General features: G+C 72.2%; 17 protein-coding genes, 1 tRNA gene and 1 pseudogene. 11 read left to right on the forward strand and 8 right to left on the reverse strand.

What is annotated here, in order from left to right:
- The first annotated feature begins 270 nt into the window (after positions 1-270).
- From H295_RS0141615 to H295_RS0141640, 6 genes are all read left to right on the forward strand, one after another.
- Positions 271-468, forward strand: a complete 198-nt coding sequence (locus tag H295_RS0141615) for a hypothetical protein (protein WP_020141291.1) — start codon at positions 271-273, stop codon at positions 466-468.
- Between the two features lie 247 nt (positions 469-715).
- Positions 716-3,535, forward strand: coding sequence for a type I DNA topoisomerase (gene topA / locus H295_RS0141620; protein WP_020141292.1), 2,820 nt, complete (start codon positions 716-718; stop codon positions 3,533-3,535).
- 186 nt (positions 3,536-3,721) lie between these two features.
- Positions 3,722-6,913, forward strand: a complete 3,192-nt coding sequence (gene tmk, locus H295_RS0141625) for a dTMP kinase (protein WP_020141293.1) — start codon at positions 3,722-3,724, stop codon at positions 6,911-6,913.
- Between the two features lie 194 nt (positions 6,914-7,107).
- The gene (locus tag H295_RS0141630) at positions 7,108-8,313 is read left to right on the forward strand and encodes a DNA polymerase III subunit delta' (protein WP_020141294.1); all 1,206 of its coding nucleotides are present in this window, start codon (positions 7,108-7,110) and stop codon (positions 8,311-8,313) included.
- A gap of 106 nt (positions 8,314-8,419) precedes the next feature.
- The gene (locus tag H295_RS0141635; RefSeq protein WP_020141295.1) at positions 8,420-10,003 is read left to right on the forward strand and encodes an alpha/beta hydrolase; all 1,584 of its coding nucleotides are present in this window, start codon (positions 8,420-8,422) and stop codon (positions 10,001-10,003) included.
- Positions 10,004-10,109: 106 nt separating this feature from the next.
- Positions 10,110-10,183 (forward strand) — tRNA-Thr (locus tag H295_RS0141640).
- A 413-nt stretch (positions 10,184-10,596) separates the two neighbouring features.
- Here H295_RS0141640 and H295_RS46415 read toward each other — a convergent pair.
- The 5 genes and pseudogenes from H295_RS46415 to H295_RS0141660 form a co-directional block, all read right to left on the reverse strand.
- The gene (locus tag H295_RS46415) at positions 10,597-10,941 is read right to left on the reverse strand and encodes an alpha/beta fold hydrolase (protein WP_158691138.1); all 345 of its coding nucleotides are present in this window, start codon (positions 10,939-10,941) and stop codon (positions 10,597-10,599) included.
- Positions 10,874-11,392: an alpha/beta fold hydrolase gene (locus H295_RS44490; RefSeq protein ID WP_051135707.1), complete on the reverse strand. Its 519-nt coding sequence runs from the start codon at positions 11,390-11,392 to the stop codon at positions 10,874-10,876. The genes H295_RS46415 and H295_RS44490 overlap by 68 nt, the downstream gene beginning before the upstream one ends.
- A 48-nt stretch (positions 11,393-11,440) precedes the next feature.
- Positions 11,441-11,695, reverse strand: a pseudogene (locus tag H295_RS44495) (MerR family transcriptional regulator); the annotation flags it as partial.
- Between the two features lie 129 nt (positions 11,696-11,824).
- Complete coding sequence (locus tag H295_RS0141655; RefSeq protein WP_020141298.1) at positions 11,825-13,069, reverse strand: MFS transporter; 1,245 nt, start codon at positions 13,067-13,069, stop codon at positions 11,825-11,827.
- Positions 13,070-13,140: 71 nt separating this feature from the next.
- Positions 13,141-13,683, reverse strand: coding sequence for an SDR family oxidoreductase (locus H295_RS0141660; RefSeq protein ID WP_028810233.1), 543 nt, complete (start codon positions 13,681-13,683; stop codon positions 13,141-13,143).
- Between the two features lie 190 nt (positions 13,684-13,873).
- On the opposite strand from H295_RS0141660, the gene H295_RS0141665 reads away from it, so the two are divergent.
- Complete coding sequence (locus tag H295_RS0141665; protein ID WP_028810234.1) at positions 13,874-17,128, forward strand: BTAD domain-containing putative transcriptional regulator; 3,255 nt, start codon at positions 13,874-13,876, stop codon at positions 17,126-17,128.
- A gap of 30 nt (positions 17,129-17,158) precedes the next feature.
- Here the strand turns inward: H295_RS0141665 and H295_RS48315 are convergent, their stop codons facing one another.
- The 3 genes from H295_RS48315 to H295_RS0141680 all read right to left on the reverse strand — a co-directional run bounded on the left by H295_RS48315 (position 17,159) and on the right by H295_RS0141680 (position 20,433).
- Complete coding sequence (locus H295_RS48315; protein ID WP_020141301.1) at positions 17,159-17,485, reverse strand: hypothetical protein; 327 nt, start codon at positions 17,483-17,485, stop codon at positions 17,159-17,161.
- 295 nt (positions 17,486-17,780) lie between these two features.
- Positions 17,781-18,875, reverse strand: a complete 1,095-nt coding sequence (locus tag H295_RS0141675; RefSeq protein WP_043218876.1) for a Gfo/Idh/MocA family protein — start codon at positions 18,873-18,875, stop codon at positions 17,781-17,783.
- A 70-nt stretch (positions 18,876-18,945) separates the two neighbouring features.
- Positions 18,946-20,433, reverse strand: coding sequence for an MFS transporter (locus tag H295_RS0141680; protein ID WP_020141303.1), 1,488 nt, complete (start codon positions 20,431-20,433; stop codon positions 18,946-18,948).
- Between the two features lie 372 nt (positions 20,434-20,805).
- Here H295_RS0141680 and H295_RS0141685 point away from each other — a divergent pair, with 372 nt between their 5' ends.
- From H295_RS0141685 to H295_RS44510, 4 genes are all read left to right on the forward strand, one after another.
- On the forward strand, positions 20,806-21,450 hold the full coding sequence (locus tag H295_RS0141685; protein ID WP_020141304.1) for a ScbR family autoregulator-binding transcription factor: 645 nt from the start codon (positions 20,806-20,808) through the stop codon (positions 21,448-21,450).
- A gap of 583 nt (positions 21,451-22,033) precedes the next feature.
- A complete protein-coding gene (locus H295_RS44505; RefSeq protein ID WP_051135708.1) occupies positions 22,034-22,504 on the forward strand; it encodes a hypothetical protein in 471 nt (156 codons plus the stop codon).
- Positions 22,505-22,608: 104 nt separating this feature from the next.
- The gene (locus H295_RS0141700) at positions 22,609-23,502 is read left to right on the forward strand and encodes a glycosyltransferase family 2 protein (protein ID WP_020141307.1); all 894 of its coding nucleotides are present in this window, start codon (positions 22,609-22,611) and stop codon (positions 23,500-23,502) included.
- Positions 23,503-23,866: 364 nt separating this feature from the next.
- A partial coding sequence (locus H295_RS44510; RefSeq protein ID WP_234021792.1) for an AfsR/SARP family transcriptional regulator occupies positions 23,867-24,847 on the forward strand: 981 nt, incomplete at its 3' end.

A 24,847-nucleotide genomic window follows, 5' to 3' on the forward strand; every position in this document is an offset into this window, starting at 1 on the left:
CGAATCCTGATCCTCCCGGGCACGGACCCCTGCGTATCCCGTGCGTATCCGGTCACACGCGAGCGGGATCAGGGTGAGAACCGGACGAGAACCTGACAGGGCGGGTGGGCGACCGGGACCCGGGTCGCGCAGCCGACCCGGCCGCCTCGGGGAAGCCCGCGGCCCCGTCGACGCCGGCGTTCACCCGGGGTTCGCCTGCCCGCCGTCCGCCCGTGCCAGTCTCCGTCGGAACCGCACACGCGGACGGGAGAAGAGGGGGCACGGGCAGCCATGGAGAGCGAAACGGCGATCTTCGCGGGAGTGGTGTTCGCCCTGTTCGGAGGCGCGCTGCTGGTGTGGACCGCGGCCCGGGTACGCCATCGCCGGCCCGTCGCCCTCGGTGTGAGTCCCGTCGCATCGGCGACCGTCGCGACCCTCGCCGCGCTGCTCGCGCTGGCCGTCGGCGCATGGTGCCTCACCCGCGTCTGAGGGCGTCCCGGGGAGCCGCCCGATCGGTCATGGGGAGATCGCCCTCCGGTTGAGCCGGAAAAGGCAGGTGCGGACTCCGGGCGGCAGGAATGGCGGTAGTCGGGTTACCGTTCGAGTGGCCGTTGCGGGCTTTTCCCGTTTGACACGGGGGCGGGATGTACCGTCACACTCCGCAGCGTCAGCACGACCCGACCCCGGGAACCAAGGCCTGGGGATACCCCAGCGTCGACCGGAGAGAAGAGCGAAGTTGTCCCCGACCAGCGAGACCGCACCGGGCGGCCGCCGACTCGTCATCGTCGAGTCGCCTGCCAAGGCGAAGACGATCAAGGGCTATCTCGGCCCCGGATACGTCGTCGAGGCGAGCGTCGGGCACATCCGCGACCTCCCCAACGGCGCCGCCGAGGTGCCCGAGAAGTACACCGGCGAGGTGCGCCGCCTCGGTGTGGATGTCGAGCACGACTTCGCGCCGATCTATGTCGTCAACGCCGACAAGCGGGCCCAGGTCAAGAAGCTCAAGGACCTGCTCAAGGACTCCGACGAGCTCTTCCTCGCCACCGATGAGGACCGCGAGGGCGAGGCCATCGCGTGGCACCTCCAGGAGGTCCTCAAGCCCAAGGTCCCGGTCAAGCGGATGGTCTTCCACGAGATCACCAAGGCCGCGATCCAGGCCGCCGTCGCCAACCCGCGCGAGCTGAACAAGAAGCTGGTCGACGCCCAGGAGACCCGCCGCATCCTCGACCGCCTCTACGGCTACGAGGTCTCGCCGGTCCTGTGGAAGAAGGTCATGCCGCGCCTGTCGGCCGGCCGTGTCCAGTCCGTCGCCACCCGGCTCGTCGTCGAGCGGGAGCGCGAGCGCATCGCGTTCCGTTCCGCCGAGTACTGGGACCTGACCGGCACCTTCGCGACCGGCCGCGCGGGAGACCCCTCGGACCCGTCGTCGCTGGTCGCGCGCCTCCAGACCGTCGACGGCCGGCGTGTCGCGCAGGGCCGTGACTTCGACTCCCTGGGGCAGCTCAAGAGCGCGAACACCCTCCACCTCGACGAGGCGAACGCCCGCGCGCTGGCCGCCGCCCTGGAGCAGACGCAGTTCGCCGTCCGCTCGGTCGAGTCCAAGCCGTACCGCCGCTCGCCGTACGCCCCGTTCCGTACGACGACCCTCCAGCAGGAGGCGAGCCGCAAGCTGGGCTTCGGCGCGAAGGCGACCATGCAGGTGGCGCAGAAGCTGTACGAGAACGGCTTCATCACCTATATGCGTACGGACTCCACGACCCTCAGCGACACGGCCGTCTCCGCCGCCCGCGCCCAGGTCACCCAGCTCTACGGCGCCGACTACCTGCCGTCGAGCCCGCGGACCTACGCCGCGAAGGTCAAGAACGCCCAGGAGGCGCACGAGGCGATCCGCCCCTCGGGTGATCGTTTCCGCACCCCGGCCGAGACCGGTCTGACCGGCGACCAGTTCAAGCTCTACGAGCTGATCTGGAAGCGGACCGTCGCCTCGCAGATGAAGGACGCGACCGGCAACAGCGTCACCGTGAAGATCGGCGGCACCGCCGCCGACGGCCGGGACGTCGAGTTCAGCGCCTCCGGCAAGACGATCACCTTCCACGGCTTCCTGAAGGCCTACGTCGAGGGCGCCGACGACCCGAACGCCGAGCTGGACGACCGCGAGCGCCGGCTGCCCCAGGTCAGCGAGGGCGACCGGCTGTCCGCCGAGGAGATCACGGTCGACGGGCACGCCACCAAGCCCCCGGCCCGCTACACCGAGGCCAGCCTGGTCAAGGAGCTCGAAGAGCGCGAGATCGGCCGCCCGTCGACGTACGCGTCGATCATCGGCACCATCCTCGACCGCGGCTATGTCTTCAAGAAGGGCACGGCACTCGTCCCCTCCTTCCTGTCCTTCGCCGTGGTCAACCTCCTGGAGAAGCACTTCGGGCGGCTCGTCGACTACGACTTCACCGCCCGCATGGAGGACGACCTCGACCGGATCGCGGCCGGCCAGGCGCAGTCCGTGCCGTGGCTCAAGCGCTTCTACTTCGGCGAGGGCGGCGGAGAGGGCGGCGCGGCCGACGCCGGCAACGGCGACGGGGACCACCTCGGCGGCCTCAAGGAGCTGGTGACCGACCTGGGCGCGATCGACGCGCGCGAGGTGTCGTCGTTCCCGGTGGGCAACGACATCGTGCTCAGGGTCGGCCGCTACGGCCCGTACATCGAGCGCGGCGAGAAGGACTCCGAGAACCACCAGCGGGCCGACGTGCCCGAGGACCTGGCCCCCGACGAGCTCTCCGTCGAACTCGCCGAGGAACTGCTCGCCAAGCCGAGCGGCGACTTCGAGCTGGGCGCCGACCCGGTGACGGGCCATCAGATCATCGCCCGCGACGGCCGCTACGGCCCGTACGTCACCGAGGTGCTCCCCGAGGGCACCCCGAAGACCGGCAAGAACGCCGTGAAGCCGCGGACGGCCTCGCTGTTCAAGTCGATGTCCCTGGACACGGTGACCCTCGAGGACGCGCTCAGGCTGATGTCGCTGCCGCGCGTCGTCGGCGCCGACGCGGAGGGCCAGGAGATCACCGCGCAGAACGGCCGCTACGGGCCGTACCTGAAGAAGGGCACCGACTCGCGGTCGCTCCAGGCCGAGGAGCAGCTCTTCACGATCACCCTCGAAGAGGCCCTCCAGATCTACTCGCAGCCCAAGCAGCGCGGCCGGGCCGCCGCCAAGCCGCCGCTGAAGGAGCTGGGCACCGACCCGGTCAGCGAGAAGCCGGTCGTGGTCAAGGACGGCCGCTTCGGGCCGTATGTCACCGACGGGGAGACCAACGCGACCCTGCGCTCCGGCGACAGCGTCGAGGAGATCACCCCCGAGCGCGGCTTCGAACTGCTCGCCGAGAAGCGGGCGAAGGGCCCCGCCAAGAAGACGGCGAAGAAGGCGCCCGCGAAGAAGGCCCCGGCCAAGAAGGCGACGGCCGCCAAGAAGACCGCGGCGAAGAAGACGACTGCGGCGGCGAAGAAGACGACGGCGAAGAAGACCACCGCGAAGGCGACGGCTTCCAAGACGTCCACCGAGGACTGAGCCGGCCTTCTCACGGTTCCGTGCTTCTCGCGGTCCCGGCCTTCTGACGGTTCCAGCCTTCTGACGGTCCCGAATCCTCCACCGAGGCTTCGCGAAGCGAACGTCCCGGCATCACTTTGGTGTCGGGACGTGCGCACGTCAGGACGGGCACCCCGGGCTGTCGGTGGCTCCCGATAGGCTGAATGCATGACCCGTGCCGAGCAGCCCACGGCCCCTCACCCGGCCCCCGACGACGCCCTGGTCGCGGACTCCCGCGAGCGCGCCGTCCGCGCCCTGCTGCGCAGGCCCCAGCTCAAACGCCTGTGGAGCGCCCAACTCGTCGGCGGTATCGGCGACACCCTCGCGCTCCTGGTGCTGGTCCTGCTGGCCCTTCAGGCGGCGATCGGCGAGGGCGCGTTCGGCGGCGGCTACCGGGGCGTGGCGTTCGCAGTGGCGACCGTCTTCGGTACGCGCATCCTGGCGACGCTGCTCTTCGGTGCCGTCCTGCTCGGCCCGTTGACCTCGCTCACCTCGCAGGAAGGACCGCTCGACCGCCGCTGGACGATGGTCGGCGCGGACGGCGTCAGGGTCGCGCTGCTGATCGTCGCGCCCCTGTGGATCGACTGGACGCCGGAGAACGCCCTCGCGTTGCTGCTGGTGACCGCCTTCGTGACCGGTGTCGCCGAGCGCTTCTGGACCGTGTGCCGCGAGAGCGCGGCGCCCGCCCTGCTGCCGGCTCCGCCGCCGGAGGGGGCCACGGTACGACCGCTGCCGGACCACCTGGACGCACTGCGCCGCCTCTCGCTGCGCACGACCTTCGTGGTGATCCCGCTCGCCGCCGTCGTCCTCGTCGTCGCGGGCCTGCTCAACAACCTGCTGGGCTCCGGCATCGCCTGGTTCGGCCAGCACCAGGCGGCCCTCGCCTCGTACGTCGCGGCCGGCCTGTTCGCCGCCTCGCTGTCGGTGCTGACCTTCCTGGAACTGCCCGACACCCGCACCCCGCGCGCGCGTTCGCCGCTGGAGGGGCTGCGCCGGCCCAAGGCGGGCGCCGGTGTCGACAAGGGCCGCACCGGCGCGATCCCGCTGCTGGTGCCGGCCTGCGCGGCCGTCGCCGGGGCGATCGCGGCGGCCGTGGCCGTCGCTGTGCTGCACGCCAAGGACCTGGGCGGCGGCCCGGTGACGTACGGCCTGATGGTGGCGGCGCTGACCGGCGGAGTCGTCGTCGGTGTCCGTACGGCGCCCAAGGTGCTGGTCACGCTGTCGCGGCGCCGGCTGCTCGCGCTGGCGATCGCCTTCACCGGCATCGCCCTGCTGGCCGCCGGGCTCGTCCCGGACCTCACCACCGTCCTGCTGATCGAGGTGCTGGCCGGAATCGGCGCCGGGGTGGCCGCCAACACCGGGCACACCCTGCTCGACCAGGAGACCGAGGAATCCCGGCGGGCCCGGACCACCGAGCATCTGCACGCGGTCGTCCGCGTGAGCGTGGCGCTCGGCGCGCTGCTCGCGCCCGTGGTGGCCGCGGCGATCGGACCGCACCGGCTGCAGAACGGCAAGTTCGTCTTCGCGCACGGCGGTGCCGCGTTCACGCTGATGCTGGTCGGCGCGCTGCTGCTGCCGGTGGCCGCGCTGGTCCTCGCCAAGGTCGACGACCGCTCCGGCGTCCCCCTCAGGCACGACCTGCGGGACGCGCTGCTCGGCGGCGACGACCCGGAGACGGTGCCCGCCGCCACGGGCTTCTTCATCGCGCTGGAAGGCGGCGACGGGGCCGGGAAGTCCACCCAGGCCGAGGCGCTCGCCGAGTGGATCAGGGCCAAGGGCCATGAGGTCGTGGTCACGCGCGAGCCGGGGGCGACCCCGGTGGGCAAGCGGCTGCGGTCGATCCTGCTGGACGTGTCGAGCGCCGGGCTCTCGCACCGCGCGGAGGCCCTGCTGTACGCGGCGGACCGCGCGGAGCACGTCGACACCGTGGTCCGGCCCGCGCTGGAGCGCGGCGCGGTCGTGATCTCCGACCGGTACATCGACTCCTCGGTGGCGTACCAGGGCGCTGGGCGCGACCTGTCCCCGACGGAGATCGCCCGCATCAACCGCTGGGCGACCAACGGTCTCGTGCCGCATCTGACCGTCCTCCTGGACGTCTCTCCCGAGATCGCCCGCGAGCGGTTCACCGAGGCTCCGGACCGTCTCGAGTCGGAGCCGGCGGAGTTCCACGCGCGCGTGCGGTCCGGATTCCTCACACTGGCCGCGGCCGACCCCGGGCGGTACCTGGTCGTCGACGCCGGTCAGGAGCCCGAGGCCGTCACCACCGTCGTACGGCACCGCCTCGACCAGCTGCTGCCGCTCTCCGAGCAGGAGATCCGCGAGCAGGAGGAGGCCCGCCGCAAGGCCGAGGAGGAGGCGCGGCGCAAGGCCGAGGAAGAGGCCGCGCGCAAGGCCGAGGAGGAGCGCCTGGAGCGGGAGCGCCAGGAGCAGCTCGCCCGGCTGAAGGCCGAGGAGGAGGAGCGCAAGCGGCGCGAGCTCGAGGAGGCCCAGCGGCGCGAGGCCGAGCGGCAGGCGGAGGAGGCCCGGCTGCGGGCCGAGGAAGCGCGCCGGCGTGCCGAGGAGGAGCGGGTCCGGCTGCTCGCCGAGGAGAAGGCCCGCGCCGAGGAGGAGGCCCGGCGCAAGGCCCGCGAGGAAGCCGCCCGCAAGCAGGCCGAGGAGGAGGCACGCGTGCGTGCCGAGGCCGAGGAGCGGCGCCTGGAGAAGCAGCGCAAGGCCGAGGAGGCGCTGCTGCGGGCCGAGGAGGCGCGGCGGCTCGCCGAGTCCGCGACCGCGGCGGCGGAGGCGGGACCGAAGAAGGCCGCGAGTCCGTCGGCCGGGCTGGACGCGGCGACCGTGCCCACGCCCGTGGTGACACCGACGAACGCGTCGGGCGGCCCGGTGGACGAGACGGCGGTGCTGCCCCGGGTCTCCATGAAGAAGGACGACGAGAACGACGAGACTTCGGACGGGGACTCCGGCGAGGTCTCCGACTCGGAGGTGACGGCACAGCTTCCGCAGCCGCCGGTGCCGTCGGGGGCGGCGGACGATACGGCGGTGCTGCCGCCGGTTCCGTCGGGGGCTGCTGATGAGACGGCCGTGCTGCCTTCGGTTCCGCCGGGTGCGGCCGACGAGACGGCGGTGCTGCCTCCGGTGTCGGGGGACGGGCCCGGCGACCGGGTGCCGCCGGGGTACTTCCGGGACGAGGAGCGCACGCGGGAGCTGCCGCAGGTCGACGAGCAGGGGGCACCTCGGCGCAGGCCCCGGTCGGACTGGGCCGAGGAGACGCCGCTGGACGATCTGCCGTCGCTGGCGGACGAGTTGCTCGGGCCGCATGACGACGAGTACGGGGATGATCGGGGACGGCGGCGTCGGGGGCGGTAGCGGTCGGCTGCGTGGTGCGGGTGCGTTGTGGCTGGTCGCGCAGTTCCCCGCGCCCCTAGGTGGGTACAGCGAGGTCTGACCCCATCGGCCCGCGGCCGACAACCGTCCGTCGGTCCGTTGTCAGTGCTCGCCCGCACAATGGACCCGACGCACAAAGCGTGACGAAAGAGCATGACGAAAGGGCGGCGTACCCCATGACCGTATGGGACGACCTGGTCGGCCAGGAGAGGGTGAGCGAGCAGCTCGGCGCTGCCGCTCGGGACGCCGACGCCCTGGTCACCGCCGCCACCACCGGCGCCCCGCCCCCCGAGGCGTCGAAGATGACCCATGCCTGGCTGTTCACCGGCCCGCCCGGCGCGGGCCGCAACCAGGCGGCACGGGCCTTCGCGGCCGCGTTGCAGTGCGTCAGCCCCGACCGGGCGCTCGGCGGGGTACCGGGCTGCGGCTTCTGCGACGGCTGTCATACGGCACTCATCGGCACCCACGCCGACGTCACCTCCGTGGCCGCCGTCGGCACCCAGATCCTCGCGGACGACATGCGGGACACCGTGCGCAAGTCGTTCACCTCGCCGGCGAACGGCCGCTGGCAGATCATCCTCGTCGAGGACGCCGAGCGGCTGAACGAGAAGTCGGCCAACGCGGTCCTGAAGGCCGTGGAGGAACCCGCCCCGCGCACGGTGTGGCTGCTGTGCGCCCCCTCCATCGAGGACGTCCTGCCGACGATCCGCTCCCGTTGCCGGCACCTGAACCTGTCCACCCCCTCGGTCGACGCCGTCGCCGACATGCTGGTGCGCAGGGAGGGCATCGAGCCGGCCGCCGCGATGGCCGCCGCCCGTGCCACCCAGGGCCATGTCGACCGGGCCCGCCGCCTCGCCACCGACCCGGCCGCGCGCGAGCGCCGCGCCGCCGTACTGAAGCTCCCCCTGCGCATCGACGACATCGGCGGCTGCCTCCGGGCGGCCCAGGAGCTGGTCGACGCGGCGGCCGACGACGCCAAGCAGCTGGCCGAGGAGATGGACGGCAAGGAGACCGAGGAGCTGAAGGCGGCGATGGGGGCCGTGCAGGGCGGCCGGATGCCGCGCGGTACGGCCGGGGTGATGAAGGACCTGGAGGACAAGCAGAAGCGCCGCAGGACCCGCACCCAGCGCGACAGCCTCGACCTCGCACTGACCGACCTCACCGCCTTCTACCGGGACATCCTCGCCCTCCAGCTCGGGTCCAGGGTGGCGATCGCCAACGCGGACGCCGAGGACGCTCTGGAGCGGCTCGCCCGCGGCAGCTCACCGGAGAGCACACTCCGCCGCATCGAGGCGATCGGCGCGTGCCGCGAGGCCCTCGACCGCAATGTGGCCCCGCTGCTCGCGGTGGAGGCGATGGCGATGGCACTGAGAGCGGGCTGACGCGGCTCCGCCTCAGGGAATGAGGGATCGGTTGACCGCGTCACTCGTACGAGGCTTTGTCCACACGGATCGCGATCAGCAAACTGCACAGAGTTACGCTCGCCTGATGCACACCAGGCGCAGCTCCCGCTCCCTCCGCACCGGCGGCATCCTTCTGGCCGCGGCACTCCTCGTCTCGGCCTGCTCCGCCAGCGCCTCGACGGGTCCGTCGACCTCGGCCACCGCGGCCGCCGAGGTGACGCTGGCCGCACTGCCGGAGGCGACACCGGCCGCGCTCGCGCCGTACTACGGACAGAAGGCGCGCTGGCGCAGCTGCGGGGTCCCCGGCTTCCAGTGCGCCACGCTGAAGGCACCGCTCGACTACGCCAAGCCGGGGGCGGGGGACGTCCGGCTCGCGGTCTCCCGCAAGAAGGCCACCGGGCCGGGCAAACGCCTCGGGTCGCTGTTCGTGAACCCGGGCGGACCGGGCGGCTCGGCGATCGGCTACCTCCAGGCGTACGCCGGGATCGGCTACCCCGCGGCGGTCCGGGCCCGGTACGACATGGTCGCCGTCGACCCGCGCGGCGTCGCCCGCAGCGAGCCCGTCGAATGTCTCGACGGGCGGGAGATGGACACGTACACCCAGACGGACACCACCCCCGACGACGCGCGCGAGACCACCGAACTCGTCGACTCCTACAAGGAGTTCGCGGAGGCGTGTGGTGCGCACTCGCCGGGTCTGCTGCGGCATGTGTCGACGGTGGAGACGGCCCGGGACATGGACATCGTGCGGGCGGTGCTGGGCGACCGGAGGCTGAACTACGTGGGGGCGTCGTACGGGACGTTCCTCGGGGCGACGTACGCGGGGCTGTTCCCGGGGCGGGCGGGGCGGCTCGTCCTGGACGGCGCGATGGACCCCTCGCTGCCCGCGCGCCGGATGAACCTCGACCAGACGGCGGGGTTCGAGACGGCGTTCCAGTCGTTCGCGAAGGACTGTGTGCAGCAGCCGGACTGCCCGCTCGGTGGGAAGGGCACGCCGGCCGCGGAGGTCGGCCGTCACCTCAAGGCCTTCTTCAGGAAGCTCGACGCGCACCCGATCCCGACCGGCGACGCGGACGGCCGCAGGCTCGGGGAGGCACTCGCCACGACCGGGGTGATCGCGGCGATGTACGACGAGAGCTCGTGGGCGCAGCTGCGGGAGGCGCTGACGTCGGCGATGAAGGACAAGGACGGCGCCGGCCTGCTGATGCTGTCCGACAGCTACTACGAGCGGGACGCCGGGGGCCGCTACAGCAACCTGATGTCCGCCAACGCGGCCGTGAACTGCCTCGACCTGCCGCCCGCCTACGGGAGCCCCGAGGAGGTCGAAGGGGCGCTGCCGTCCTTCGAGAAGGCGTCGCCGGTGTTCGGGGAGGGCCTCGCCTGGGCGTCCCTGAGTTGTGCGTACTGGCCGGTCAGGGCCACGGGTGAGCCCCATCGCATCGAGGCGCGGGGTGCGGCCCCGATCGTCGTGGTCGGCACCACTCGCGACCCGGCCACCCCGTACCGCTGGGCTCGCGCGCTGGCCGCCCAGCTCGCCTCGGCCCGCCTGCTCACCTACGAGGGCGACGGCCACACCGCGTACGGCCGCGGCAGCACCTGCATCGACTCCGCGATCGACACGTACCTGCTCCGCGGCACCCCGCCGGCGGACGGAAAACGCTGCTCGTAGCCGCCTCGTCGGTGGTCCGGGGGTGCACCGAGGGCTGGTGCGGAGCACCCCCGGAAACTGTGTAGACTTACCGACGTTGCTGATCGCACCATGGTGCGGACGGCGCGCCGCCTTAGCTCAGATGGCCAGAGCAACGCACTCGTAATGCGTAGGTCTCGGGTTCGAATCCCGAAGGCGGCTCTGTGGAAGCCTCAGGACTCACTCGCCGTGACCTGGGGCTTTTGCTTTTAACGGATGCGGCGGCGCCGGGCGCGGGCCGCGCGGCTGTCCCCAGTTTCAGTTCTATCCCGTCGTAGAGGCGACGGTCTGTGATGCCGGCCTCTATGAGCAGCTCCTTGAACTCTTACCAGTCGGCGCGGGGATCGATAGGGCGGCCATCGGGTCGGGTGAAGGCGACTTCGCGACTTCGTACGCTGACCAGCGGGAAGAGCGGTCCGAGCGATGTGGCGCGGAGCGGGACCTGGAGCGCGGTGAGAGGGCCCGTCCGTGACGTCAACAGTTGGTGAACGGAACGGCGGTGGCCGCCGAAGGCCGGGGGATGTACCTTCGGCGGCCGGTCAGGGGCCCGTCGACGCGGGGCGTCGAGGGGCGGATCAGCGGCTCGCGTCGGCCGCCAGGGTGTCCAGCCAGTCGCCCAACAGGCTCCGGACCACGAACGGCCGGTCGAGATGGACGTTGTGGCCGGCGCCGTCCACCGCCGCGTACGTCATGCGCGGGTAGTGCTCCAGCAGTTCCCACTGGTCCCGCCAGCCCACCAGATGGTCCTGCCGCCCCGTCACCAGCAGATGCGCCCCGGCATGCGTGCCGAACCGCGCCTCCGGAGTCTCGGCCGGCATGTACGCCTTCAGCAGCGCGGCCGCGTCCTCGCGGTCATGGGCACGGATGCCGGGCAGCGCGTGGTCGCGGAACGCGTTCCAGCCGCTCGCGTCCTGGTGCACGGCGATCGAGGCGAACACCTCGCGTTTCCGCCGGATCGAGGGACGCCAGCAGCGCCTCGTCACGGGTGAGCACCTCGCGCCCCGGCAGCACCCGCTCGCCGCTCGGCTTGACCAGCGGAGCGAGGAGGGCCGTGCCGAGGACCTGCGCGCCGCGCTCGGCGACGAGATGCCGGGCGAGCTGACCGCCGTAGGAGATCCCCACGACGGCGAACGGCTCGTCGCCGACGACCTTGTCGACGAAGCGCAGCACCGCCTCGCCCATGGCCTCGGCGGACAGCCGCGGCGAGCGCCCGCAGCCCGGCAGGTCGACGTACAGCCGGCGCCAGCCGTCCCGCTCGGCGAAGACGGGTTCGAGCGGCAGCAGAAGCCGGTGATCGATGGTGTACCCGTGCAGCAGCAGCACGGGGGTGCCGGCGCCGAACTCGACATGGTGGAGCAGTTGTTCAGTCATGGGTCCACGCTCCAACGGTGACACTGGTGTCAGGGTCAAGCTCACAGATCAGGCGGCGGTCGGCCGGTGCGCACGCACGGCGTCGATGTACTCGGCCATCGCGTCGCGGTCGCGGATCAGGGAACTGATGCGTTCCGTCATCCGGTCACGCTGACGCTCCAGGGTGGCGATGATCTCCGGTGACGCGTCGGGCAAATGGATCACACGAGGCTGGTGCAGACACGGCAGGATCCGCCGGATGATGCGGGTGGGCAGACCGGCGTCCAGCAGACCGCGGATCTGCAGCACCCGGTCCACATACCTCCGACAGTTCACCGATGCGCATGGGAGTTCCTTTCTGACCGGGGCGGCTCCCGGACCTTGACGGGACGGCACCCGCACGGCCCCCGAACTCCCCCCTGACGGGAGGACGTCCGGGGGCCGCGCGCCGGGCTAGGCGCCGGGCCGCTTCGCGGGGAAGCCGTGGCTGCGGGCGAGGACGACCACCCCGAGCACCGGCAGCAGGAGCAGCAGCATGGTCCAGGGGAAGGAGTCGCTGCCGATCGCGTCGAGCAGGACGCCGCCGAGGATGCCGCCGCCCGCCATGGCGACGTTCCAGAGCGTGACGAGCATCGCCTGGGCCGCATCGGCCGAGTCCCCGCCGGCGTCGCCCGCGGCGGTCTGGAGCAGCGTGGGCACTCCGCCCCAGCCAAGGCCCCACAGCAGGGCGGCGACGTACACCAGGGCGGTGGTGTCGGAGAGCACCGCCAGCAGCGCGGCGGCACCGGCGACCAACAAGGTGCTCGCGATGGTCAGCGCGCGCAGCCGGCGGTGGATCTGGGCGCCCACGACCCAGATGCTGACCAGCGAGGCGGCACCGAACACCAGCAGCACCAGGTCGGTGCTGCCGCCCATGCCCAGGTCCTCCAGGAAGGTGGCGACGTACGCGTACAGGATGGTGTGCGCCAGGACGAAGACCAGCGTGACGAACAGGACCGGCGCCACACCCGGGACCCGCAGCGCGCCCAGCATCTTCGGCCGCTCACCGCGCTCCTGCCCCGGATAGTCCGGCACGGCGGCGACGATCCACAGCAGCAGCAGGACGGTGAGCCCCGTCATCGCCAGGAAGGCCGTGCGCCAGCCGAGCGTCTCGCCGAGGAACGTGCCGGCCGGTACGCCGAGCGAGAGCGCCACCGGGATGCCCGCCATGGCGACGGCGATCGCCTTGCCCTGCAACGGGGCGGGGGCCATGCGCCGCGCGTACCCGGCGAGCAGCGCCCAGGCCAGACCGGCGGCGACACCCGCGACGAAGCGCGCCACCATCGTCAGACCGTAGACCGACGACACGGCCGTGACGGTGTTGGCCACGGCGAAGCCCGCCATGGCGGTCAGCAGCAGTACCTTGCGCCGCCACGCCGAGGTGGCCGCGGTCAGCGGGATCGCGGTGAGGGCGGTGCCGATCGCGTAGATCGTCACCGTCTGGCCGGTCGCCGACTCGCTCACGTGCAGGTCGTCGCTCATCGCGGGGAGCAGGCCCGCCGGGAGCGTCTCGGTGAGGCTGGTGATGAAGACCGCCGTGGCGAGGGCCAGCAGGGCGAACAGCGGAAGCTTCTGCCGCTCCTCGCTCCCGGCCCTGGCATCGGGTGCGGCCCGGCTGTCCTTTCCTGAGGAGGTCGTGGTGTCTGGTGAGGTGCTCATGCGGTGATCTCCGGATCTTTCGGGGACGAGGTGGGACGGGCCGGGCGCCGAGGGGCGTTCGGGAGAGCCGACTACGGGTGGCCGAGGCCGCCGTCGACCGGGAGCCGGGCGCCCGTCGTGAACGTGGCGTCGGTGGCGAGGAAGAGCGCGGCACGTGCCACTTCCTCGGCGGACCCGAGCCGGCCCAGCGGAGGCAGCGAGCCCGCGCCACCAGTCGGCGCCTCGATGCAACTCGGGGCCACCGCGTTCACGCGGATGCCGCGGGCGACGAGTTCGGCGGCGAGCGCCCGCACGGAGGACGGGGCCCGAGCGGGAGCGGTGAGCACGACCGCGCCGTGGTCCATGAGATACGGCAGCAGCGGCCGCGCCGTCGGTACGGCATCGGCGAACACGAGGTCGACGGCACCGGCCGGACCGAGAACGGCCTCGACCGCGTCGGGGGCGACCACGCGGGCCGCGGAGCCCAGCTCGACGGCCGCGAGGCTGCGCTCCTGCGCGGTACCCGCGGTCAGCAGCACGTGCGCGCCGCCCTCCACGAGCCGCTTGGCGATGGCCAGCCCGATCCCGGTGGCCTGCCCGACGACCACGGCCCTCCTGTCCGCATACCTGGCCATGCCTGCGCTCCCTCCTCATGGCGCCGCTGCCGGACGCGCCGCGGCACCCGACGGCAACGACTGTGCGCGCCGGCGCTTCGGAGGGACTTCGGGGCCGCTGACGGTTCGCTGACGGTCGGCCGCCCAGAGCCGCTCCGACGGATCGCACCAGGGCCCGGCAGGCCGCCCCGGGGCCTGTACGGTTGCTCGCATGCGGTTTGGGGTGCTCGGGCCACTTGTGGTGTGGGACGACGAGGGGGAGACGGTCACGGTCCCCGAACTCAAGGTCCGGGCTCTGCTCGCGGATCTGCTCGCGCACGACGGGAAGCCGGTCTCCGCCGACCGCCTCGTCCACGACCTGTGGGGCGACGCACCGCCTGGCAAGCCCCACGGCGCCCTCCAGGCCAAGGTCTCCCAACTGCGCCGGGCGCTCGGCCGGGACCGGGTCGTACGGCAGGCACCGGGCTACCGCCTGCGCCTCGACCTCCCGACCGACGAGGTGGACGCCGACCGCTTTCACGCCCTCGTCGCCCAGGCCCGCCCCGTCCAAGACCCGGGCGCCAGGGCCGCCCTGCTCACCGAGGCCCTCGACCTGTGGCGGGGACCGGCCTACGCCGACTTCGCGGACGAGGAGTTCGTACGGGGGGCCGCTCGGCGCCTCGCCGAGCAGCGGCTGTCGGTGCTGGAGGAGCAGGCCGAGGCCCGGCTGGAGGCGGGGGACCACGTCCTGCTCGCCGGTGAACTGGCCGACCTGGTGGCCCAGCACCCCCTGCGGGAACGCCTGCGTGCCGTGCAGATTCGGGCGCTCTACCTGGCCGGCCGCCAGAGCGAGGCCCTGGCCTCGTACGAGGCCCTGCGTACCCACCTCGCCGAAGAACTCGGAGTGGATCCCGGCCCCGCCCTCGGCGCGCTCCACCAGGCGGTGCTGCGCCAGGACCCGGAGCTGGGACACACGGTCACCACCACACCACCGACGCCGACCGCTCCGGCGACCCCCGGTTCCGCCCCCAGGGCTCCCCACTCGAACCTCCCGGTCCCCCTCACCCCCCTCATCGGACGCGCTGACGCCCTGGCCCGTCTCTCCCGGCTCCTCGGCACCGCCCGTCTGACGACCCTCACCGGGCCCGGCGGCGTCGGCAAGACGCGCCTCGCCGTGGCCGCGGCCGCCTCGTTGACGGCGGAGGAACTGCCCGACGGCGTCTGGCTCGTGGAGTTCTCCGGCGTGCGGGCGGCCACCGTCGCCGACCTCGCCCAGGTCGTCGCCGGCGTGCTCGGCGTCCGCGACGACGCCCCGTCCGCCCTGCCGGGCACCGGAGCACCGTCCCCGTCCCCGGCGCACCGCCTCGCAGCCGTCCTGCGGGACCGCCGCACCCTGCTCGTCCTGGACAACTGCGAGCACGTCGTCGACGCCGCCGCCGAACTCGCCGAGCTGCTGATGCGCACGGCCCCCGGGCTGCGGGCCCTGGTGACCAGCCAGGAACTGCTCGGTCTGGCGGGCGAGACCCTGTTCCTTGTGGAGCCGCTCCACAACGACGACGCCGTACGGCTGTTCACCGAGCGAGCCGCCGCCTCAGCCCCCGGCTTCTTGCGCGACCCGGGCGCCGCCGACCCGGCCGACCGTGCCGCCGTCGCCGAGATCTGCCGCCGGCTGGACGGCATCCCGCTCGCCCTGGAACTGGCCGCGACCCGGGTACGTGCCCTCGGAGTACGGGAACTGGCGGCCCGGCTCGCCGACCGGTTCCGGATCCTGACCGCCGGTCAGCGGGGTGCGCCCGCCCGGCAGCAGACCCTGCGGGCGATGATCGACTGGAGCTGGGAGCTGCTCAGCGCGCCCGAGCGCATCGTGCTGCGCCGTCTCGCCGTGCACAGCGACGGCTGCGACCTGGCTGCCGCCGAAGCGGTGTGCGCCGGCGACGGAGTGGCCCGCGAGGAGGTGCTCGACCTCGTGACACGGCTCGTCGACCGGTCCTTCGTGGTCGTCGTCGAGGGCCCGGCCGGACCCCGCTACCGACTCCTGGAGTCCGTCGCCGCGTACGCCATGGAGCGGCTGGACGAGATGCAGGATCTCACCGCCGTACGCGATCGCCATCTGCGCCACTATCTCGCGCTCGCCGAGCGCGCAGAGCCCCGGCTGCGCTGTGCGGACCAGCGCTCCTGGCTCGCCGGCCTGGACGCGGAGGCCGGCAATCTGCGCGCCGCGCTCGACGAGGCGGTGCGCCGCGCCGCCACCGGGCAGGCCGACGAGGCCGTACGACTGGTCACCGCCCTGTCCTGGTGGTGGCTGCTGCGCGGCCGACTCACCGAAGGGCGCCGCAGCCTGTCGGCTGTCCTGGACGTCGCTTCCGGCTCGCCCGAACTCGTGCTGCTGCACGCCGCGTTCGCGCTGCTCACCGGCGAGCACGCCGAGAGGGCGACCACCGTGACGGCCGACGCCGTCCGCGACCCCGTACGCCGGGCGCGAGCCCTCTGGCTGTGCGCGTACGGCCTGTTCAGCGCCGGCGAAGTGACCGCGAGCGCAGAGCTGAACGCGCGGGCACTCGACCTCTTCCACAGCGGGGGCGAACAGTGGGGCACCGCAGCCGCGCTCGGCCTGCGCGCCACGCTCGCCCTGGTCCGCGGCGACCTCGACGCCGTCGGCCGGGACGGACGGCGCAGCGCCGAGCTCTTCGACGAAGTGGGGGACCACTGGGGTGAGTTGCAGACCGTGTCGCCGCTCGCCGCGCTCGCCGAGATCAAGGGCGAGTACGACGAGTCGGCCCGCCTGCAACGAGAGGGCCTGCGGCTGGCACGGGAGCTGGGCCTGGAAGCCGAGGTGTCGGCGCGGCTGTCCGGACTCGGAAGACTTGAGCTGCTCGCCGGCCACTGGGACCAGGCACGCAGCCTGCACGAGCAGGCACGCCGTATCGCCGCCGAGCAGGGATACAAGTACGGCGAGATCCACTCCGAGATGGGCCTGGCACTCGGCGCGCGCCGCTCCGGCGACCTCGACACCGCCGAGGCCCACCTGCTGCACCTGCGCGACGGCTTCGCCGACGTCTCGTCGGAGGCGGGTGACCATCTGCTCCTGGCCGAGCTCGGCTTCATCGCCGAACTCCGCGCTGACGCCGACCAGTGCGTCCGTCATCACCTGCGCGGACTGGACGTCGCACGCTCTCTCGGCGAGCCGCGCGCGCTCGCCCTGTCCCTGGAGGGCCTCGCGGGGGCGGCGGCCCTGCGAGGGTGCGCGCGTGCCGCCGGGTGCGCCGCGCTGCTGCTCGGGGCGGCGGACGCGGCCCGCCGGGGGGTGGGCGCCCCGCTGCCGCCCGCCGAGCGCGGTGACGTCGACCGTGTCACGGCGGCCGCACGGGCGGTTCTGGGCGAGCCGGCCTTCACGGAGGCGTTCGAGCGTGGCCTGGGGCTCGGTGTGGAGGAAGCGGTGCGCCGGGCCCGTACGACACTCGACCGGCCCGAGTGCGGAACCGCTTGAGAACCGGCCCGCGGGTTCGCGGCCTGATCCTCACTTCTGTCGTGACGCGGACGGACATCGCCCCATGGCCTTCGCCGCCGACGGAATGATCGTCCGCACCAGGTCGGTGGTGCGCTCCACCAGGTCGGCCCGGTCGTCGAGCACCCACGAGATGTGCTGGGCGCCGAAGAACGCCGAGACCAGGACGGCAGCGAGCGTCTCGGGCGCCGGCCGGTCGTCCTCCGGGCCCGCTTCGCGATCCTTGGCCAACCAGGAGGTGAGCAACGTGGTGTACGCCTCGTACGGCAACGGGAGCCGGACGTCGATGAGCTGGCGCTCGAGTTGCAGGCCGAGAGGCGGGAGCGCCAGCTCCTCCACGGCCTCCGCGATCTCGCCGATCCGGCCGTCATCCCGGCCGCCTCGGCCACGTCCAGGATGGTGACGGCTGGATGGCCCTTGGCGGCGAACGCCTGGGCGGCCGCCGCGAGTATGCCCTTCCTCGTTCGTACCGCGCGCTCCTGCTTCAGCTCCCTGCTCCGCGGCGGGAGTTGGGCACCGAAGGCTTCACCGGCTATTCCCCTTGTGATCCCTTTGCACTCTTTTGAAGAACCGGCCGACACCGCGCGCCACGGGCGCGTCTCCGTCACCGGAGGGGGCTCTCAGGCGTTCGCGTTCAGGTCAGGCGCACCCGACTGCCCGTCCTCGCCGAGGACTTGACCGCGTCCAGCAAGCGGTGCGTGCGGGCCGCCGTGCCGAAGTCCGGGCCGAAGTCCCCGCCCGTGCGGATCGCCTGGCCCAAGTCCCTGTACACCTGGGCCACGTTGCTGACCGGGGACGGCGTTCCCAGCAGGGGGCCGTAGGCGTCGGGCACGGTCAGGATCTCCGCGGGCCTGCCGTTCGCCGTCTCGTGGGTCAGGGTGAACTGCGGGCCCACCAGCGAGTCGTCGGACGACACCAGGACCAGACGGCCCTTCCGGCCGTGCACCTCGATGCGGAAGCCGTCGCCCCGCGGGCCGCCCGTCATGAAGTGGGCCGAGGCCGCAGCGCCCGACTCCAGGAGGCCGCCGAGCACGATCTGGTCGGGCGAGGTCACCTCGATCCGCCGCCCGGTCTCCTCCGTCGTGATGCGGTCGATCCGCGTCGTGAGGGTCGCCGAGACCTCCGTGAAGTCCCCGACGGCGTACTGGAACATGTCCAGCGAGTGCCCGCCGACCACGGCGACATGGTTGACGCCCTTCGTCTCGTCGAACAGAGCCGCGTACCGCTGCGACCACACCTCGGGCGTGGAGAGGGAGAACAGCAGGGACGCCGAGAGCACCTCGCCGACCAGGCCCTGGCCGAGCAGGTCCCGCAGGAGCCGTACGGCCGGGTGGTGGCGGCTCTGAAGCCCCACCGCGTGCCGTACGCCCGCCGCCCGCGCCGCCGACTCGAAGCGCTCGGCGGTCGCCGCGTCCAGAGCCAGCGGCCACTCGCTGTACACGTGCTTGCCCGCGGCGATCGCCGACTCCACCAGACCTTCCCGGGAGGGGAGTTGCACCACGACGGTGACCAGGTCCACGTCCGGGTCGGCCATCAGCGCCGCCGCGTCGTCGTACGCCCTTCCCGCGCCCCAGACCTCGGCCGCGGCCCGCGCCGACTCCGGGCTGCGGGCGGCCACCGCCGTGACCTCGAAGTCGTCCAGCGCCTTCAGCGCCGGCAGATGGATGTGCCGGCCCCACCCCCGCTCCGCGTGTGCGCCGACGACTCCCACTCGGATCCTGTCCGCCACGTGATCACCTTTCCCGTACGTGAGTTGCTCCGACGGATTGCCGGATGCCGGATGCCGGATCGCCGGACTGTCAGACGTGGCCGACCGTCGGGGCCGCCTCCGGCGTCACCTCGGGGCCCTTCGACTCGGCCTGCCCCTGCCTCGGCTGCTTGGCGTCCCGCAGCACGAAGAACGTGACCAGCCAGGCCACGAACACGAACCCGGCCGCGCACACGAAGGCCAGGCTGTAGCCGTCGCGCAGGGCCTGGACCTCCGGACGGCCCTCACCCAGCAGCGAGTTGCCGTGCGCGGTGGCGACCGTCGCGAGCACCGCCAGGCCCACCGCGGCGCCGGCCTGCTGCGCCGTGTTGTTCAGACCGGAGGCCAGGCCCGCGTCCTGCGGCTTCGCACCCGACATGGCGCGCATGATGACCGACGGCACCGTCAGACCCATGCCGAAGCCCTGGACGACCAGCGTCGGCGCCACGTCCACCCAGTAGGTGCCGTCGACCGGGGCCAGGCTGAGCCACAGCAGACCGGCGCCGAGGAACAGCAGCCCGGTCAGCAGCACCGGGCGGGTGCCGTGGCGGGCGACCAGCTTGGCCGTGAAGAACAGCGACATCGTGCCGATGACGAGGGGTGCCGGCAGGAACGCCAGACCGGTCTGCATCGAGTCGAAGCCCAACACCCGCTGGAGGTAGAGGGCGTTGAGGAACTGGAAGCCGAAACCAGCGGAGAACACCAGCACCACCGCGATGTTGGCGCCGACGGTCTCCTTGCTGCGGAAGATTCGCAACGCCAGCAGCGGACGCTTCGCCGTGGCCTGCCGCCACACGAACGCCCCGAGGAGGGCCACCGAGATCGCGCCGTACAGCGACAGCTCGCCGGCGCCGAACTTGTCCTCGGACACCTGCGAGATGGTGAACACGCCCAGCGACAGACCGGCCGTCACCAGGACCGCGCCGACCGCGTCCGCGCCCGCCTTCAGGCCCAGGCCCGGCTGCTCGCCGAGCAGCTTCAGGGCGGACACCAGGGTGAGCGCGCCGATCGGCAGGTTGATCAGGAACACCCAGTGCCAGCCGAACGTGTCGGTGATGACACCGCCCGCGATCAGACCGAGGGCACCGCCGCCCGCGGACACGAAGCTGTAGATGCCCATGGCCTTGGCCTGCTCGTTCGGCTCCGGGAACAGGCCGACGATCATGCCGAGCACCACCGCGGACGCCAGCGCGGCGCCGACGCCCTGGAGGAAGCGCCCGCCGATCAGCATCTCGGGGCTGTTCGCCACACCGCACACCAGCGAGGCGACGGTGAAGGTGACCAGACCGCTCAGGAACACCTTCTTGGTGCCGATCAGGTCGCCGAGCCGGCCGGACAGCAGAAGCAGCCCGGCGAAGGCGATGAGGTAGGAGTTCACCACCCAGGACAGGCCGCTCTGGGAGAAGCCGAGCCCGTTCTGGATGGTCGGAAGAGCGACCGTGACGATCGTCCCGTCAAGGATGATCATCAACTGCATCGCGCAGAGGATGGTGAGCGCGAGGCCACGTGGGGTGCGGGGCTGTGCTGTCGGACGGGTCACTGTTCACTTCTTCCGTCGGCAGGTCGAAAACCGTTTCGTGGGCCGGGGGTTGAGCAGCGGTGGGGCCGACGCCGGCGACCGCGCCGGGGGCGATGTTCGCCTCGGGTGGCGCGCTGCGTGCTTCCGCCGAGGTGCCTCCACAGTAAAAAACCAATCGACCTGTTTGTCAATCTGTTCGACCTTGAGCGCCGAGAGTTGGGTGTGAGGGTAAAACTGCAGTTCAGGGCACTTTTCTGAGCGGTTCTGCAGCTGTCGACTCCTCGTCCCGGTCGGCGGGCGGTGTGCTCTCAACGCCAGGAAAAGTACCAGTTAGTTGGTTTTTTGTGGGCCGAGAGGCAGACTGGGCCAAGAACCAGTGAAGGGGTTGGATGCATGGCCAGGCAGGAACGCGCGGAGGTCACTCGGGCGGCCATCCTCGACGGGGCGGCGCGCGCCTTCGACGCCGAGGGGTATCACGGGACGACGCTCGGCGACATCGTGAAGGAAGCGGGCGTGACGAAGGGGGCGCTCTACTTCCACTTCTCGTCCAAGGAAGAGTTGGCCCAGGCCCTGATCGACGAGCAGTTCTCGGTGCCCGGCCCCGCGGCAACCCCCGAGAGGGCGGGAGTGCAGGTCGTCATCGACATCCTGCACATGATGGCTCGTCAGCTGGTGGCGGACGTACGGGTGCGGGCCGGTATCCGGCTGGTGATCGACCAGAGCTCCAAGACGGGGATCGTCAGTGAGCCGTACACCCGGTGGATCGAGCTGTTTGAGGGCCACTTGGTTCGGGGGCAGGAGCGAGGGGACGTCAAGCCGGACGTCGATCCGGCCCGAGCGGCGCGGTTGATCGTGGGTTGCTGGACCGGGCTGCAGTTGAGTTCCCAAGTACTCTCCGGGCGGCAGGACTTGAGCGCCGAGACGACGCTGATGTGGGAAATGCTGCTGCCCAGCATCGTGCCGCCGCGGAGGCTGGGGCGGTTTCGGCCGGAGGGGAGTGCCGCGGGCGCGGCGAAGGAGTTCGTTGCCGCGGGGTGACTGGAGCAGGCGACGGACGCCGACTGCGTCGTATCCGCCGAGCTCTCCGGACAGCCGGTCAGCCGGTCAGCTGGCCAGCCGGCCGGCGGTTGAGTGGTCGGCCGTCAGCCGGTCGTCCGCGAGCTGAAGTCGATGTACCGGTATGCGAGGCAAGGGAAGCCCCTCGGTGCCTGCGTCTTACGCGTTACCGCCAATAACCGGCTCCCCGATTTGGCGGTCCGCTGCCCTGTGGCCCCCTTCCGGCGTGGCTAGCGTCGGTGCATGAGGCGACGCAAGCGCATCGGAACGAGCCGCGGCACGTCCTTACGACGCGTGCGGGACAGAGCGATTCAGCGGCGGGAGGAAGTCAGGTCCGGGGCCTGGCGCCGACGGTTCGGCCGACGCGCGGAGCAGGCCCGGCCCTGGCTCCAGTTCATGGCGGACCTGGTCACGCTTCTTGCACGGTTGGTGCGGTAGGGGCGGTGCGGCCGCGGTGCTCCTGTGACTCCCGTGTCCGGAGAGACATCTGTTCCGGAGACCGTCAGGCTGGAGGGCGAGTGCCGGAGCGGTGCGGACGAGCCGGCGCGTGGAGGTGAGGTGTCACATGGCGGGATCGGAGTCGGGAGCGGGGTCTGGCTCAGCCGGGTCTGGAGCGGCCGGGTCTGCGGCGGCGGGGGGTTACTCCGCCACGCCCCTCGCCAAGAAGCTCGGCATCAAGGCGGGGCACCGGGTCCGTCTCCAGGGTGCGCCCGAAGGGTGGGACGTTCCCGGACTGCCCGACGGCTGCGACCTCGCCGCCGGTGGCCCGCGCGGAGCGGATGTCGTGGTCGCCTTCCACCGCGAGTACGCAAGGCTCGCGGCCGAGGCGGCCGGCCTGGTCGAGGACCTGGCGGATCACGCCGCGCTGTGGATCGCCTGGCCACGAAGAGCGGCCGGCCACGTCAGCGACATCACCGAGAACGGCCTGCGGGAGGTCTTCCTTCCGCTCGGCGTCGTGGACGTGAAGGTCGCGGCGCTGGGGGAGGACTGGTCGGGCCTGAAGTTCGTACGCCGGAGGGAGAACCGGCGGAGGTGAGGAGCGGCCCACCCCACCCCCGCATTCTCGTCTCCGAGAAGTCCTTGCCGTGAACGACTAGCATCGCCGCGGTTGATGGCCGTCGCTTCGAGGGGACGTGGGACATGGACGCGCCGAGGGTCGCGGTCGCCGTGGTGACGATGGGCAACCGGCCCGACGAGGTCGACGCCCTGCTGCGGTCCGTGGCCAAGCAGGACCTCGCCCCGGCCCGGATCGTGATCGTGGGCAACGGCTGCCGGCTGCCCGAGTTCGCCGAGCGGCTCTCCCTGCCCGGCGAGGTCACCACCCTCGACGTGGAGGAGAACCTCGGCTGCCCCGGCGGGCGCAATGTCGCACTCGCCCGGCTGCGGGACTTCGGCGACGTCGACGTGGTCGTGGAGCTCGACGACGACGGCCTCCTGGTGGACGCCGATGTGCTGCGCCGCGTACAGGAGTTGTTCGCGGCCGACGACCGCCTCGGCATCGTCGGTTTCCGCATCGCCGACGAGCACGGCGAGACCCAGCAGCGACACGTCCCCCGCGTCGGCGCCTCCGACCCGCTGCGCGGCGGATACGTCACCGGGTTCCTCGGCGGCGGCCACGCCCTCCGCATGGCCATGCTCGCCGAGACCGGCGACTGGCCCGCCGAGTTCTTCTTCGCGCACGAGGAGACCGACCTGGCCTGGCGGGCCGCCGACCGCGGCTGGCGCATCCTGTACGCGCCCGAACTCCTGCTCCAGCACCCGAAGACCTCTCCGGCCCGGCACGCCATCTACTACCGGGTCAACGCCCGCAACCGCGTCTGGCTGGTCCGCCGCCGGCTGCCGCTGCCGCTCGTCCCGGTCCACCTCGCCGTCTGGACGGCACTCACCCTGCTGCGGACGAGGTCGTCGAGCGGACTGCGCGCCTGGCTCGGCGGCTTCGTCGAGGGTGTACGGCAACCCGCAGGCGAACGGCGTCCGATGCGCTGGCGAACGGTCTGGCAGCTGACCCGCCTGGGCCGCCCGCCCATCATCTGAGACCTCGGACATCGGAAAAACGGGACGAGGACCCCGGTCGTTCACCTCCGCCGACCGGGGCCCTCTCGCGTCCCACGGATCCGGCCACGACGGCGACACTCCCCCGAGCTGCGCGTTCTACGCGCGCACCCTCGGGCCAGATCCGATGTAGTGATCACATCAGGTTGCGCCAACAAATCGCTAACATTGGCCAACGCATCTACGTTTCAGCGTTTCACCGCCTGGCCTGAAGTCGACGGCACCGGTGGGGAACCGATGGTGTGGAAGCGCGGGGTGGGAGCGGATTCCGGCACTGGACGGTGCCGGGTGGCTGGCGGGAAACCGTCGTGACGAGGGCGGAATTCCGCCAGAAGTGGGCGGCGTGATGGGGCGCGGATCGCAGTCAGGGCTGCGGTTCGGACTGCTCGGGCCGCCGATTCTGTACGACGGTCACGGCGCCCACGGCGGCGAAGGCGGCCACGGTGTGCGGGTGGTCGGCAGCCGCAAGCAGCGGATCCTGCTGGCCGCGCTGCTCCTCGAAGCCGGCCGGGTCGTCTCCACCAAGTCCCTCAAGGAGGCGCTGTGGGGGAGCACCCCGCCCGCCTCCGCCAAGGCGTCCCTGCACAACCACGTCTCCCGTCTGCGACGGCTGCTCGACGACCCCGAGCGACTCCAGGCGGTGGCCCCCGGCTACCTGCTGCGGGTGGCACCCGGCGAACTCGACGTCCAGGTATTCGAGAGCCACGCCGCCCGGGCCCGCGGCGCCCACGCCGACGGCGCCTGGACCGAGACCCTCCACGCCTGCGCGGCGGCCCTCGCGCTGTGGCGGGGCGCACCGCTCAGCGGTGTCCCCTCCGAAGTCGCCGGGTACGCCCTGGTGCAGCGCCTGGAGGAGGCCCGGCTCCTCCTCCTGGAGTGGCGCTACGACGCCGAGCTCGCCCTCGCGCCCACCCGGCCCGACGCCCTCGTCCCGGAACTCTCCGCGCTCGCCGCCGAACATCCGCTCCGCGAGTCCTACCACCGCCAGCTGATGCTCGCCCTCCACCGCACCGGCCGCCAGGCCGAGGCCCTCGCCGTCCACCGCGACCTGCGCAGCCGCCTCATCGGGGAACTCGGCGTGGAGCCGGGCCCCGCCGTCCGCGCGGCCCACGTGGAGGTACTGCGCGGGGGAGCAGCGGCACAAAGCCCCGAGCCGAACGCCCCGACCCACCCACCGACCGACGGCACCAACCGGGCCGACGGCACCCCCGACACGCCTGACGCGAACGCATCGCACCACACAGACCCGGCCGACGGCACCAACCGGGCCCACAGCACCCCCGACACGCCTGACGCGAACACATCGCACGACACAGACCCGGCCGCC

The organism is Streptomyces sp. 351MFTsu5.1 (assembly GCF_000383655.1).
GTDB lineage: Bacteria > Actinomycetota > Actinomycetes > Streptomycetales > Streptomycetaceae > Streptomyces > Streptomyces griseorubiginosus.